Source organism: Bacillus sp. DB-2 (assembly GCF_003315125.1).
GTDB lineage: Bacteria > Bacillota > Bacilli > Bacillales > Bacillaceae_G > Bacillus_A > Bacillus_A mycoides.
On the sequence record NZ_QNRN01000013.1, the window covers coordinates 73,533 to 87,340 of the forward strand.

The following is a 13,808-nucleotide window of genomic DNA, read 5'->3' on the forward strand; positions in this document are numbered from 1 at the left end:
TTAAATACAGAAAATTCCTTCTTTTAAGTGTGGATAAGTTGTACAATAAAATCAATTATGGAATAAAGGAGTGGGAAGGAATGAAAGCTACTCATAAAGATTGGATTTTATTTAACGGAAGAATTGTGAATACGAAAGAAGAACAGCCGATGGTCCCATTAGAGGAGAGGGGCTTTCAATTTGGTGATGGTATATATGAGGTGTTTAGGTTATATGATGGGAAGCCACATTTATTGGATTTACATTTGGAACGATTTTTTAATTCTATGGAAGAAATAAAACTAATTCCACCGTTTACTAAAGAAGAGTTAGTGGAAGAGTTACATCAAATGATTGAAAGAAATCAATTTCAAGAAGATGGGAATGTGTATCTTCAAATATCACGTGGTGTTCAAGCACGAAATCATGTGTATGAAAAAGATTTACAACCAACATATTTTGCGAATATCGTTTCTTTTCCAAGACCTACTGCTACTATGGAACAAGGAATAAAGGTTACTGTCGAAGAGGATATACGCTGGAAGTTCTGCCATATAAAATCATTAAATCTGCTTCCTAATATCATGATTAAAAATAAAATAAACGAGCAAGGCTACCAAGAAGCGATATTGGTGCGAGATGGAATTGTAACAGAGGGGTGTCATTCGAATTTCTTTATGGTGAAAAATGATAAATTAATTACACATCCGGCCGATAATTTCATTCTACACGGCATTACTCGTCACTACGTTATTACATTAGCGAAAGCGTTACATATAGAGGTAGAAGAGCGTGAATTTTCATTACAGGAAGTGTACGAATCCGATGAGTGCTTTTTCACAGCAACACCACTTGAAATATTCCCTGTTGTTCAAATTGGTGATGAGAAGTTTTGGAGTGGCGAAAGAGGACCAATTACGAAAAAACTACAAGCTGCATATGAAGAAAGTATTAGTTTGTTTAAAGTGACAAATTAATAATGAGGAAAAAAGCTGGTATTCCTCCAGCTTTTTTTCATGATATAATTCAACCATAGGACAATTTTTGAAAACGCTGTAAAAAGGGGATTTAATGTATGAATTATGAAGATTTTAAAGAAGTAATTCACGGTAGACGAAGTGTTAGAAAGTTTACAGAACAAGAAGTATCCACTAGTGATATAAAAGAAATTATTGATTGTGCTCGTTATGCACCGAGTGATACGAACTCACAAACGTGGGAGTTCTTGGTCATTATGAATCGAGAGAAAATTAAAGAAATTGAACAAATGACATGGGATGCATTACATAAACTTGCGGCAAAAGCAGCAGAAAATGGAGAAGAGAAAGCAGGGAAATTACTTACACGTTCTTTCGGTCCATATGCGACAGCTTTCTCTGAGGCGCCAGTATTAATCGTATGTTTAGCAACACCATATGAATCAAAGTTTCGTGAAAAGATATTTGATCCAATTGCCTTCGTTCCTGATTCAGTATGGGAAGAAGAAGGAATTAAGAGTAGCTGTCTAGCAGCACAAAACTTAATGCTAGCTGCACATGCGAGAGGACTTGGCACTTGTCCAATGACAGGACCTGTATTATTAGCTCAGGATGAACTGCGACAATATTTACAAATTGGGCCTCAAAAACAAATTAATATGGTAATTTCACTCGGGTTTCCGAAAGATAAGCCGAAGAAACTTTCTCGAAAAGAAGTTGATGAGATTACAACATTTATTTTCTAAATGTTATGTAGAAAAGACATTGAAATGACAATGTCTTTTTATTTTGAATGGATATTTTTTTAGTAAATTGGGCTAAAATGATGAATAGATTGGAATTACTATTTATTTCTTTAAAAAAATTAATGTTCTTAAAATGAAAGTATGGTACAGTAATCGTGAGCAAGCTAATATTTGTTCATGAAAGTGTTAAAAACTAGTTTTAAAATCAAGAAGTTATTTTTGTATAATAAATTATAATGAAATAACAGGGGGAATGAATTTTGAAGAAATTCATAATCGCTGGATTGTCTGTATTGTTATTAGTAGGCTGTGGTACTCCAAAGGAAAAAGAGGATGCACAGTCAAACCAGGAAGAACAAGTTGTAAATGCAAGTGATGAGAATATGGTCGTATTTCCTGAAGGAGCAGTGCCAATCGGAGAAGGGAAAGTAAAAGTAACTACTCCAGATGGTACTTCTGAAAATGGCAATATACCAACTGTATTCATAAAAAAGGATACTTTAATTCAGCAAGTCGAATTAGAACTTTCCAATTTTCAAAACGATAAAGAAACATTTGTATTTGTAGATCAAATATTTGCAGATAAACATCAAGTAACTAGTACAACACAGACAACAGTACAATTAAAAGAAAAGACGCTTGAGACAGGTAGTCATACGATTACCGCAGCTCAGTTTGAAAACAATGACCCGAAAGGAAAAGTCATTAGCTTTAATCAAGCAACGTTTGAAACAAAGCCTGCGTCTTAATTATGGATAAAAAGTACATTACTTAAAGTGGTAGTGTACTTTTTAATTTGGATAGGATTAGGTTGTTGAGAATAATTTGTTTCACTTTCTAGTACGAATGAATAGGAAGAACTTATTCTTTACTATCATGTAAGAGGAAGGGATTGAAAGTTTGAAACGAGTTATTCGTATTTTCTTATTTATTATAATGTTTTCGGTCATTTGGTTTACTTTACAAGAGGCGGTTGAAGTTACGCTCAATTATCACATTCATGACTTGTTAATTGGAGCTGTATGTTTTGTCATTGTGTATCGGTTTTATCAAGCCTTAACGGACAATAAGAACCCCGCTTGAAAATTCGGCACATGCGAGGAAGTTAGGTGGGAGATCAACTCGCCCGTAAAAGCCCGATTGGTGAAGGATAATACCCCCCTATGATTAAAGTTTCGCTTTATGATAAACTCGGATTAAGGTAAGTATTGAGTTGGAAATGTAGGGATTTCATTTGAAATGTCGAATAGTACATACGATGTCGTAATAACAAATTTTCTATTGTTTACTGTGAAACAGAAGAAGGAGAGATTGTAGTTATGAAAAGAGCTCTTATAAATATTGATTATACATATGATTTTGTAGCTGAAAAAGGTGCTTTAACATGCGGGAAACCAGGTCAAGAAATTGAGAAGGAACTTGTAAGTGTAACGAAACAATTTATTGAAAAAGGTGATTACGTAGTATTTGCGATCGATAAACATGAAGACAATGATGTATATCATCCAGAAGCGAAATTGTTTCCACCTCATAATATAGCAGGTACAAATGGGAGAGACTTATTTGGTGAATTACAAGATGTATGCGAGAAATATAAAAATGCAGAGAATGTATACTATATGGACAAAACACGTTACAGTGCTTTTGCAGGAACGGATCTAGAAATGAAGCTAAGAGAAAGAGGAATAGGGGAAGTGCATCTTGTAGGTGTATGTACAGATATTTGCGTCCTTCATACAGCAGTAGATGCTTATAACAAAGGGTTTCAAATTGTGGTTTATGAAAAAGCAGTAGCATCTTTTAATGCGCAAGGGCATGAATATGCACTTGGACATTTTAAATCTTGTTTAAATGCAGAAGTGAAGTGAAGTGAAAAAGAGGCCTTCAAAAAGGCCTCTTTTTACGTTTAAATTGAGACGACATTTTGCTCAATTAGTTTTTTTATGAACGGGCTAATGTTTTCTGGTAGCCCATTTAAATCAAAAAATTGTACATTTGACACTCCCACCCCTAAAGGGGCCAGCTGACTAACGTCAGTGGGATTCTTGCTACCAAAGGCGAAGTCCATTTCTGGTATCGCTGACGTGCAAGATTGCGGTGTGCCATCACCACTCCCACAACAGACCATATAGGTTCGTAGGCTACGGTACTGTGACCATACCGTACAGGTTGTTCGTTCTCAACTGTTTTTACGTCTTTTGCATGACGACTTAATACATTTTACGGAGTAGAAGAATTGGCTACCCCAACCTCATATGTATTCTATTTTCAGAGAACAGTCGTTTTAGAGTCTTTTGCATGACTATGAATAAAGTATACCATGTTTTGCTATGCAAAAACGATGCTTTCATCCCACGTCTAAAGACGGACTAAAGTCCTGCGTGGGCTTTCCCGTATCGTAAATTCTGTAATAATTCAACTCCGTCTGCTTTTAACGAGCCACCTGTAATGTCTTTACAAAGGTATGCGATTGTTATAGGATAAAATTCATCTCCGTTCGGTAATTGTACAAAAAACTCTTTACCTGAAAATACACTTACTAACTGAAGTGTACCAATTTCAATACCTGTTTCTTCAAGCACTTCTCGTCTGCCAGCTTCTTCTGTGGATTCACCAAGTTCCACAAAACCTCCAGGAACACCCCAAATGTCATTTCGTCTTTGTTGGAGTAATATTTGTCCTTGTTCATTAAAAACAGCTACAGCAACTCCTGCTAGATTGAGTGGTCTTGATCCAACAACTTCTCTTAGTTCTTCGATATATCCCATTGTTTGTAACCTCCGTGAGTAAAAATAGTATGAAATGCAATATTCGATGTAATGTGAAAATATTCCTTGTAACGAGGTGAGTATTGCGGACTTAAAAGAAAGTCGTTTATAAAAAATTCTATTGTAATCTCCCTTTAGGGTATTAAAAAGGGTATATTTATAGTGAATAGAAAAGGACATCTGAAGTTGAAAGATTGATGAAATGGTTATATTGTTGAAGATGAACAATGAATACAAATACATAGTTAAGAAAGTACGATTTAAGATCAGGATAAAAGATGTTTCGAAAACAAGTGTTGAGATGATAAATGTGTATTTAAAATAGAGTAGCTCTGCATGAAATTTTCATTAGTAAGGAAGTGGATGGATGAGTTTATTAACGTATACTGAAGAGTTTTTTAATTATGTAAGGGAATTTTTACTTTTAAGATTTTTACTATTTGCTTTAGTTCTTATCATTATTTCTTTTGTCATAAATCGCATTATTGATTGGTTTTTTAAAAAATCAAGCTTTTTTGATGAAGAGGTAGAGCAGACGATTCAAAGTGTTATTCGATCTATTTTTAGATATATCATTATCATCAGTCTGATCATATATTTAATTAGTCAATTTGTAGATATAAAAAGTATTATTGCAGGTGCAGGGATAGCGGGAGTTGTCATCGGTTTTGCTGCACAACAGATGCTAAAAGATGTCATATTAGGCTTCGCAAGATTAGCGGACAAAGAGTTTCGTGTTGGCGATTTTGTAACTTTTAACGGAACAAATTCAGGAACTATTGAGGAAATTAGTATTCGTTTTATGCAAATTCGTGAATGGTCAGGGAAACTCCTTACCATACCACATGGAGAGATTAGAACGATACAGAATTTTAATAAAGGGTGGATGCGAGTTATTGAACGCATCACGGTAAGTTATCAGGAAAATCCTACAAGAGTTAAGGAATTGTTAGAAGAAGTATGTGTTATTTGTAATGAAAAATCGGACCAAAATCTTTATAGAGTAGATGATGAAGCTGTTGAACCATTTAAATATGTTGGAGTTACAGACTTAAATCCTAACCTTAAATATGTTGGATATGAATTTTGTATTACAGGTTTGATTAAACCGGAAGATTATTTTGAAACTTCTAGACAAGTAAGGTTTGAATTAATGTCTATGTTCCATAAAAATCAAGTGCAAATGCCAGCAGCGAATATGTTCGTTAACACTGAAAGTTTACAGCATATCCATGTGGGACAATCTTTATCAGACAGTTAATGAAAACTAGCTAATTTCTGTTTTGGTTTAGAATTTAGATTTGCAAATCAGCAAATTTGAATGTACTGTATGGGATATCTCCGAAAAAAGAGCTGAAGGAATTCGGTTCTTTTTTGTTTGTAGTATTTTGAAATTTCTTAATGTTATAATGGTAGTTGGTGATGAGAATGAGCATAGATGAAAAAGAGATGCATCGTTTAGAGGCATTAAAAGAAATTGCTGAGTTACTAAATGAAGCAACAAACTTACAGGAAATGTTAGGAAAAGTGTTACATACATTATTACAAGTTATGAATTTACAAACAGGGTGGATATTCTTTATTGATGAAAGTGGAAAGCATCGTATGCTTGTAGACCAAAACTTACCCCCAGCTCTTACGTGGCAGGAAAAGAAGCCGATGTGTGAAGGAGATTGTTGGTGTGTAGAACGTTTTGTGAATGGAAGATTGGAAAAAGCGACAAATATTATTGAATGTAAACGAATAGAGGATGCGATTGAATGTAATTGGGGCGAGACAGAAGATGTTACACATCATGCGACAATCCCGCTAAGATCTGGATCAGAGAAATTTGGTCTATTAAATGTAGCCTCGCCTCATAAAACACATTTTTCTGAGGAGGAGTTAGCGTTATTAGAAGCGATTGCATTTCAAATTGGAACGACAATACAACGTATTCAATTAGTTGAGAAAGAACGAAAATATGTAGTTGTAGCTGAAAGAAATCGATTGGCTCGTGATTTACATGATTCTGTTAAACAATTGTTATTTTCAATTATGCTAACAGCGAAAGGGACTCTAAATATGACGAAGGATAGAGACTTGCAAGAGATGTTAAGCTATATTGGAGAATTATCACAGGAAGCATTACAAGAGATGACACTTTTGATTTGGCAATTAAGGCCTGAAGGATTAGAGAAAGGTTTAGCAGAAGCGATTCAAAATTACGGAAAACTGTTAGGGATTCAAGTGGAAGTTCGAATTGATGGAATGGTTTTAATTGAAGATGAAATAGAAGAAGTTTTATGGCGTATAAGCCAAGAGGCATTACATAATTGTAAAAAACATGCCTCATGTGAAAAAGTATGTATTCATTTAAGGATAGAAAATAATAAGTTGCATTTTTACATAGAAGATAACGGAATAGGATTTATACAGGATCAAGTAAGAGAGTCAGCACTTGGTTTGAAAAGTATGAAAGAACGAATTGAATTAATGAGGGGGATTTTTCGAATAAAAGCAGAACCGGAAAAGGGGACAAAGATAGAAATTCAATTACCGGTTTGAGAGGGAGAACGTCAGTGAAAATTAAATTATTACTTGTAGAAGATCATCATATCGTTCGAAGGGGACTCGTATTCTTTTTGAAGACGAGAGAAGAATTTGAAATTATTGGGGAAGCAGCAAATGGTGAAGAAGCATTAACATTCGTCCAAACAGAAAGGCCGGATGTAGTATTAATGGATTTATCAATGCCGAAAATGGATGGTATTGAAGCGACAAAACGTATAAAACAATACGATGAGACAATAAAAATTCTTATGCTCAGTAGTTTTTCAGAACAAGATTACGTTTTACCAGCATTAGAAGCTGGGGCAGATGGTTATCAATTAAAAGAAGTGCAGCCAGATCAACTCGTTGCGTCAATCGTTGCGGTATATCAAGGAAATGCAAATTTTCACCCGAAAGTAACACCAGCACTATTAGGACGATCAGCTGTCAAGAAAGAAAAAGAGAATCCTTTTTCTATGTTAACAAAAAGGGAACAAGAAGTACTTCGTGAAATTGCGAAAGGAAGAAGCAATAAGGAGATTGCAGCAGAGCTTCATATTACAGAACAAACTGTGAAAACACACGTTTCTAACGTATTGGCTAAATTAGAAGTAGATGATCGTACACAAGCTGCATTATACGCAGTAAAGCATGGGGAAAACTAGAAATAAGTATGAATAATTGTGTCATATGTTACGGCAGAATACATAGGAGCAAATAAAATCGCTAAATAAAGGTGTTTCTTCTTTCGATTATTAGGTACAATAAAGTGAAACTTTAATCAGTGGGGGGCCATCCCCACTGATTATTAGTTGAACCAATCGGGTTTTTACGGGCAGTTGATCTCCCACCTAACTCCCTTGCATTCATCGAATTTTGAGGTGGGAGTCTTACTGCCCGTTAATACGGGATATAGCTACTATGGAAGGGGAAGATACGATATGCCTGGTACAAAAAGTGGGATTGGAAAGATTCAGGCTTCGTTAAATGGTTTATCACCGAAATTACGAAGTATTGCCGAACATATTTTGAAACATCCACAAGATGTTGTACATAAATCAATTACGGAGTTAGCGGAAGTTACGAATAGTTCTGAAGCAACGATATTCCGCTTATGCAAACACCTAGGTTTTCAAGGGTTTCAAGACCTGAAAATTACATTAGCTCGTGAGATTGTACATACCCCGATGCAAAATATTCATGAGGAAGTATCGGTAGAAGATAATATGGTCACTGTTGCTAAAAAAGTTTTTCATTCACATATTACAGGACTGCAAGATACATTACATTTGTTAAATGATAACGCGTTGGAACAGGCAGTAAGTGCGCTGAATGAAGCGAAACGAATTGAGTTTTATGGAAATGGTGGTTCGGGTATTATTGCGATGGATGCTTATCATAAGTTTATGAGAACGGGTATTTCTTGTATTGCTCATACGGATTCACATTTTCAAATTATGGGAGCTGGCTTGCTGACAAAAGAAGCGGTGGTCATTGCAATTTCTCATTCGGGCAGTAATAAAGGATTACTTGAAGCATTAGAAGTAGCGAAAGCAAGAGGGGCTCGCATTATTGCGATTACAAGCTATCAAAAATCGGCATTAAGCCAACTTGCTCATATAACACTATATACTTCGACGCGTGAGACGGAATTTCGTACAGAAGCAAGTTCGTCACGATTAGCGCAGCTTAGTTTATTAGATACTTTGTATGTGGGATTGTCATTGCAGCGACAAGAGGAAACACTACAAAATTTACAAAGTATACGTGAAACAATTTCGATGAAACGAATATAAAGGGCTCTTCAAATGTTAAATTTAGATAATAACTTATAGGGTAGTTAGTCCATTACGGGGCTGATTATCCTTTTTATTTACATAATGAATAAAAAGAATGAATATTCAATTCGATTAGTATAATGTAGATATGGAATTTGAATCGTTTGTTTGGCTTTTGGGAGGGGGACAAAGCCTCGGAGAGTGTTTTAATGAGGGTTAAAGAAATAAACATTGGTAAAAAGAAAAGCTTTCCTACTAGTGGATTCAGAGGGGGTACCTGTTACATCAGTAGCTTAGTAATAGACCGATTAGAAAAACAAAATTTAGTAGAACGAAAAACTGATAAATTAGATCGGGGATATACATGTCTTTACATTTTAGAACAAGTTAAAGACTATATTGAAAAGTTAATCTCTGATTATTTTGTGCCATTACTCGCAAAAATAAAGGCATTGAACAAGGAAGAGTAATTAGCTATTTCTGAAGGAATCTCCAAATTTTGTGACCTAATTGATAAAAATAAGTGAGTTAATTATAAAATACTTTTATTGAAGGGAAAAAGAATTATGTTTCTCATAGCGTATTTACCTATTTTTCTGTATTTATTATTAGAATTTTATAGAAGTTCACCTGTTAAAGAGGAAAAACAAAATCGTGGTTCTAGTTTTTTTATCGGAGTAGTCTTTGCATTGATGTTAACCATTCCAGAGATTATGTATTTCATTACAGTAAATAAGATTAATTCATTGCTGTTTTTGGGTGTTATTATCGGGCTAATTGGTGTATGGATAAGATTTTCTTCAATGAAAATCTTAGGAAGATTTTACAGTAGGAATGTCGGAATGCAAGGGGGACATAAGTTAATTCAAAACGGTCTATATAAATATGTTCGCCATCCTGGTTATTTAGGGTCTTTTTTGACCTTTTTAGGATTTGCTATATCTTCATCTTCATTCATTGCCATTATCATAAATATTATTTTATTTTTCCTTGTGTATTCGTATCGTATAAAAATTGAAGAGAGAATTCTTATTACGCTGTTTGGTGAACAATATAAACAATATCAGTCCAAGACTTGGCGAATTATTCCGTTTTTATACTAGGGATTATAGGAGAAATTTCTTAAATAGATGGATGCGGGGTCCCACCACATTATAAAAAGACAGGAACAAATATGTTCCTGTCTTTGATTTTATTGAGTCTAAAGTGTACGACCTAAATATAATGATAGAAGGATTTTTATATTGGTGAATAGTTGTTGATATATCCGCTAGATTTAATGGTTCTAATTGTCTATAGAAATATATTACTTATAATCTCCCAAGCTTAAAAAATATTTTTTAAACCTCTATATTCTTTGCATATAAACCAAAAAGAAATGCCTGATAAATTTCAATGTAAATATGATGGAATTTCAGTTTTCCTTTCAAATATAGTAAGAAAATACTTGGTTAATAATTCAAATATTGTTCAATATTTCACAATAATCTTATGAAATTCCATGTTATGATGAACCTGTAATGATGATTGAACACTTAAATTTGGCACAATAATTAGCCAAAATAGTGAGGACAGTAGTTGTGAGATAAACTCATTAAAACTCTAAAACACTAAAGGGGAGATCACATATGAAAGCAGTAGTAGTTAATAAAAACAGCAAAGCAAACATTGAAGTTATTGAAAAGGAATTACGTTCGCTACATTCGGGTGAAGCGCTAGTAGATGTAGAGTATTGTGGAGTTTGCCACACTGATTTACACGTTGCAAATCATGATTTTGGAAACACCGATGGCCGCATCCTTGGTCATGAGGGTGTAGGTATTGTTACTAAAATTGCTGATGATGTTACTTCACTAAAGATAGGTGACCGTGTAAGTATTGCATGGATGTTCCAATCTTGTGGACGTTGTGAATATTGCGTAACGGGTAGAGAAACATTCTGCCGTGAAGTGAAAAATGCTGGTTATTCAGTAGATGGTGGTATGGCTGAACAATGTATTGTTACAGCTGATTATGCGGTGAAGGTACCAGAAGGATTAGATCCTGCTCAAGCATCATCAATCACATGTGCGGGCGTAACTACATATAAAGCTATAAAAGTATCAGACATTAAACCTGGTCAACCTATCGTAATCTATGGTTGCGGTGGATTAGGAAACTTAGCTATCCAATATGCTAAAAACGTATTTGGTGCAAAGGTAATTGCAGTAGATATCAATGACGACAAATTAGCCTTAGCAAAAGAAGTTGGTGCTGATATGACTATCAATCCAATTTCTCAAGGTCCTGCTGATAAAATTGTTCAAGAGGAGTTTGGTGGTGCTTATGCTGCTGTAGTAACAGCAGTTTCTAAAGTAGCCTTCAACTCAGCAGTTGATGCAGTACGTGCTTGCGGTAAAGTAGTTGCGGTAGGTTTACCAGTAGAAACTATGGATTTAAACATTCCACGACTTGTATTAGACGGGATTGAAGTAGTTGGTTCTCTAGTTGGTACTCGTAAGGATCTGGAGGAGGCATTTATGTTCGGCGCAGAAGGAAAAGTAGTGCCGGTTGTTCAAACGTGTTCTCTAGATAAAGTACAAAATGTATTCGAAGAAATGGAACAAGGTAGAATTCAAGGACGTATGGTAATCGATTTTAAACAGCATAATTGTGATTGTAAATAATTCATTTTAAATATAAAAAGCATGAGTCTAGCAAAGGACATGTAAAAAAGTTAGACGGCATAAAAAAGATGATCCCTCGTATTCAATAGGGATCATCTTTTTTATATTCTACTAATATCAATGCCAATTAATACTTGATTGATGAGACATGATTAAAAATTCACTTTATTTGCAAACGAAAAAGAATCTTTATTTTCAACAAATTTTTTATGATTTGGAACGGTTTGAATTGCTACAACTTGCGAATCTCTTGCTTTCAGTGCATCTTGAATTCCGATTGTCATAAGCTTAATAAAAAGAATCGTAATAAAGAATGAAACGAGAGTATAAAAAATAATCCACCATGAAAGATTCATTTCATAACGATTTAATCCAATAAGACCTGCCCAATCATTAGATAGAGAAACAGGTTTGGGCACTCCGTCATAGAGTTCCCGCATTTGTATCCCGCCAATTACAATGTTAAGCAACGCTAAATGGATAACGAGTATGAGTGTTTGTACGATATGTTCCATGAATAACACAAATAAGCGATCAAGTAATAAGACTCGTAAGTGTTTTTTGATAATATGAAAGCGGCTAGCACCCAGCAATTGAGAACTTAAAATGTAATCTTGTTTCATAAATTCATCAACCTCTGAGGATATATATAAAGAAAGTGTAGGTAGAGCGACGAAAATAAGTACGAGTACTTGATAAAACATAAATGAAATATTTGGGTCTAATCTATCAGCGTTTGATGTGATTACAATATTAACGGGCGTGATGAGTATAAATGCGATAAATAGAGTTGGAATATAATAAAAAACTTCTGAGCATGACTGGAAAAATCTCTTGAATTTTGGAGCGTATAAACTTAAGAGGATTCCTATACATGTTCCGAATAAAATTCGAAAGAAGCTAATTGCCACGGCTAATAAAATGGTGAATTTTGCTCCTTCTACAATTTGTAAGAAAACAGAATCTCCAAAACGATCAGATCCAAAAGGCGGCATTAACGATGGCGAAAAGGGGGCCTTTCCAAGTAATTCGTTATTGTCATTGTAAAGTAACTGAGGAGGTTTTGGGATGTTATCTTTAAAGAACCAACTATAAATAAAACTAGCTGAAACAAGTATGAATAGATAAGTAAAGCCGATTAAAAATCGTTTTGATTTCCAAATAGATTTCATAATGCTGCTCCTTTCAATTGCTTTTGCCATCTATTCATCATGAATGAGATTATTTGAAAAATGGCATAAAACGGTAAGATAATCATAACAAGTATGATAAATGCAGCTGGAGGTGAAATAAACGCCTTCTTAAATAAAAATTGAATAATGCCTTCCATATTAAAAACAAATTCTAAGATGAATAAGTTAGAAAGTAAGAAAACAAAAATCGTTTTTAAATGATGAAAGAAGTGGATAGATATATTTTTGAATAAATGAATGCATAGTATATAACTTGATGAAAGTCCTTTTCCATATGCAACCTCTACGTAATGTTTTTCATGTTCTTCTTTTATGTATAACACCATCATCCGAAACATTTGTAATGTAGGTAAGACTGCTAAAGATAAAATAGGGAGTAAATAAGCTCGATTTTCATTAAAAGAAATAATGGTGACAGGAGATTCCCCGAATTTCTGAAGTACCCATATGAAAAATATTTGCAAACAAATCATCATCATCATATCAGGGACAGCTTCTAATATGAACACAATTCGGTTTATCCATTTTTTTATATAATCTTTTGCTAAAAAATAAAAAAATGCCATACTAGATGATAGAAAGAGTGCAAGCAAAAAGGCTATAAATAATACAGTAAATGAATATAGGTAAGGTTCTAAAACAGTTGGAAATAATGGTGTTTTTTTGAAACTACCAAATTTCGGGTCTGATCCGATAACCACTAATGATTCAGGGGAGAAAACCTCTTTTAACATAATAACGATCTGATTAAAAAAGTAAATTGGTTGAAAGGTAAATCCTTGTTGAGTGATAAATAAATAAGGTAAATTTAATAACAGTAAGAGTGATAAAAGAATTGATGAAAGCTTAATTGTGAATTGAGATATTGTATTTAACATTAAATCCCTCCGATATCTTTTTACAACATTATACAATAAAGTTCATATTCTGTTTTGATTTTTCCGAAAAGTATAAATACTATTAGATTTTATAGTATGGAACATATATTTACAAGGTAAAAAAGTGATAGTAGGGAGCCACGCCCTATGTCCATCAAGCTAAGAAAACGAGAACTTATATATTATTATCTTTAGGTGGAGGGGAAAGAATGTTTGATAAATTAAAAAGGTTATTTAAAAAAGATAAAGAGAATGGTTTAGAAGATGAGAGGTACATTTTGATTTGAAAAA

At 34.1% G+C, this 13,808-nt stretch carries 14 protein-coding genes and 1 pseudogene; 12 read left to right on the top strand and 3 right to left on the bottom strand.

Annotated features, from left to right (window positions below):
• Nucleotides 1-80: 80 nt before the first annotated feature.
• The 5 genes from dat (at nucleotide 81) to DET63_RS21370 (ending at nucleotide 3,570) form a co-directional block, all read left to right on the top strand.
• Nucleotides 81-956 (top strand): D-amino-acid transaminase, encoded by an 876-nt coding sequence (dat, locus tag DET63_RS21350; protein WP_113937784.1) that lies wholly within the window; start codon nucleotides 81-83, stop codon nucleotides 954-956.
• Between the two features lie 98 nt (nucleotides 957-1,054).
• Nucleotides 1,055-1,702 (top strand): nitroreductase family protein, encoded by a 648-nt coding sequence (locus DET63_RS21355; RefSeq protein ID WP_113937785.1) that lies wholly within the window; start codon nucleotides 1,055-1,057, stop codon nucleotides 1,700-1,702.
• A gap of 260 nt (nucleotides 1,703-1,962) precedes the next feature.
• On the top strand, nucleotides 1,963-2,451 hold the full coding sequence (locus DET63_RS21360) for a putative periplasmic lipoprotein (protein ID WP_016092680.1): 489 nt from the start codon (nucleotides 1,963-1,965) through the stop codon (nucleotides 2,449-2,451).
• 151 nt (nucleotides 2,452-2,602) lie between these two features.
• Entirely contained in the window at nucleotides 2,603-2,785 is a 183-nt protein-coding gene (locus DET63_RS21365) for a hypothetical protein (RefSeq protein ID WP_395922898.1), read from the top strand.
• Nucleotides 2,786-3,021: 236 nt separating this feature from the next.
• A complete protein-coding gene (locus DET63_RS21370; RefSeq protein WP_107887470.1) occupies nucleotides 3,022-3,570 on the top strand; it encodes a cysteine hydrolase family protein in 549 nt (182 codons plus the stop codon).
• A gap of 540 nt (nucleotides 3,571-4,110) precedes the next feature.
• Here the strand turns inward: DET63_RS21370 and DET63_RS21380 are convergent.
• A pseudogene (locus DET63_RS21380) lies at nucleotides 4,111-4,470 on the bottom strand (NUDIX hydrolase); the annotation flags it as partial.
• Nucleotides 4,471-4,837: 367 nt separating this feature from the next.
• On the opposite strand from DET63_RS21380, the gene DET63_RS21385 reads away from it, so the two are divergent.
• The 7 genes from DET63_RS21385 to adhP all read left to right on the top strand — a co-directional run bounded on the left by DET63_RS21385 (nucleotide 4,838) and on the right by adhP (nucleotide 11,446).
• Nucleotides 4,838-5,731 carry a mechanosensitive ion channel family protein gene (locus DET63_RS21385; protein WP_113937787.1) on the top strand — a complete coding sequence of 298 codons (894 nt, stop codon included), beginning with the start codon at nucleotides 4,838-4,840 and terminating at the stop codon, nucleotides 5,729-5,731.
• Between the two features lie 167 nt (nucleotides 5,732-5,898).
• Nucleotides 5,899-7,017 (top strand): GAF domain-containing sensor histidine kinase, encoded by a 1,119-nt coding sequence (locus DET63_RS21390; RefSeq protein ID WP_113937788.1) that lies wholly within the window; start codon nucleotides 5,899-5,901, stop codon nucleotides 7,015-7,017.
• Between the two features lie 14 nt (nucleotides 7,018-7,031).
• Nucleotides 7,032-7,667 carry a response regulator gene (locus tag DET63_RS21395; protein WP_002031722.1) on the top strand — a complete coding sequence of 212 codons (636 nt, stop codon included), beginning with the start codon at nucleotides 7,032-7,034 and terminating at the stop codon, nucleotides 7,665-7,667.
• Nucleotides 7,668-7,943: 276 nt separating this feature from the next.
• Nucleotides 7,944-8,798, top strand: coding sequence for a MurR/RpiR family transcriptional regulator (locus DET63_RS21400; protein ID WP_001119626.1), 855 nt, complete (start codon nucleotides 7,944-7,946; stop codon nucleotides 8,796-8,798).
• 191 nt (nucleotides 8,799-8,989) lie between these two features.
• Entirely contained in the window at nucleotides 8,990-9,250 is a 261-nt protein-coding gene (locus tag DET63_RS21405) for a hypothetical protein (RefSeq protein ID WP_113937789.1), read from the top strand.
• 96 nt (nucleotides 9,251-9,346) lie between these two features.
• On the top strand, nucleotides 9,347-9,883 hold the full coding sequence (locus DET63_RS21410) for a methyltransferase family protein (protein ID WP_113937790.1): 537 nt from the start codon (nucleotides 9,347-9,349) through the stop codon (nucleotides 9,881-9,883).
• 525 nt (nucleotides 9,884-10,408) lie between these two features.
• On the top strand, nucleotides 10,409-11,446 hold the full coding sequence (gene adhP, locus DET63_RS21415; RefSeq protein WP_113937791.1) for an alcohol dehydrogenase AdhP: 1,038 nt from the start codon (nucleotides 10,409-10,411) through the stop codon (nucleotides 11,444-11,446).
• Nucleotides 11,447-11,598: 152 nt separating this feature from the next.
• Here the strand turns inward: adhP and DET63_RS21420 are convergent, their stop codons facing one another.
• Together DET63_RS21420 and DET63_RS21425 are read right to left on the bottom strand one after the other, a co-directional pair.
• A complete protein-coding gene (locus DET63_RS21420; protein WP_113937792.1) occupies nucleotides 11,599-12,618 on the bottom strand; it encodes an ABC transporter permease in 1,020 nt (339 codons plus the stop codon).
• Nucleotides 12,615-13,517, bottom strand: a complete 903-nt coding sequence (locus tag DET63_RS21425; protein ID WP_113937793.1) for an ABC transporter permease subunit — start codon at nucleotides 13,515-13,517, stop codon at nucleotides 12,615-12,617. Before DET63_RS21425 ends, DET63_RS21420 begins: the two co-directional genes overlap by 4 nt.
• Between the last annotated feature and the right edge of the window lie 291 nt (nucleotides 13,518-13,808).

What these genes read in the sequence shown, in the direction of transcription:
- dat (WP_113937784.1), top strand. Translation starts at nt 81, where the DNA reads ATGAAAGCTACTCATAAAGATTGGATTTTATTTAACGGAAGAATTGTG.
- DET63_RS21355 (WP_113937785.1), top strand. Translation starts at nt 1,055, where the DNA reads ATGAATTATGAAGATTTTAAAGAAGTAATTCACGGTAGACGAAGTGTT.
- DET63_RS21370 (WP_107887470.1), top strand. Translation starts at nt 3,022, where the DNA reads ATGAAAAGAGCTCTTATAAATATTGATTATACATATGATTTTGTAGCT.
- DET63_RS21385 (WP_113937787.1), top strand. Translation starts at nt 4,838, where the DNA reads ATGAGTTTATTAACGTATACTGAAGAGTTTTTTAATTATGTAAGGGAA.
- DET63_RS21390 (WP_113937788.1), top strand. Translation starts at nt 5,899, where the DNA reads ATGAGCATAGATGAAAAAGAGATGCATCGTTTAGAGGCATTAAAAGAA.
- DET63_RS21400 (WP_001119626.1), top strand. Translation starts at nt 7,944, where the DNA reads ATGCCTGGTACAAAAAGTGGGATTGGAAAGATTCAGGCTTCGTTAAAT.
- DET63_RS21405 (WP_113937789.1), top strand. Translation starts at nt 8,990, where the DNA reads ATGAGGGTTAAAGAAATAAACATTGGTAAAAAGAAAAGCTTTCCTACT.
- DET63_RS21410 (WP_113937790.1), top strand. Translation starts at nt 9,347, where the DNA reads ATGTTTCTCATAGCGTATTTACCTATTTTTCTGTATTTATTATTAGAA.
- adhP (WP_113937791.1), top strand. Translation starts at nt 10,409, where the DNA reads ATGAAAGCAGTAGTAGTTAATAAAAACAGCAAAGCAAACATTGAAGTT.
- DET63_RS21420 (WP_113937792.1), bottom strand. Translation starts at nt 12,618, where the DNA reads ATGAAATCTATTTGGAAATCAAAACGATTTTTAATCGGCTTTACTTAT.
- DET63_RS21425 (WP_113937793.1), bottom strand. Translation starts at nt 13,517, where the DNA reads ATGTTAAATACAATATCTCAATTCACAATTAAGCTTTCATCAATTCTT.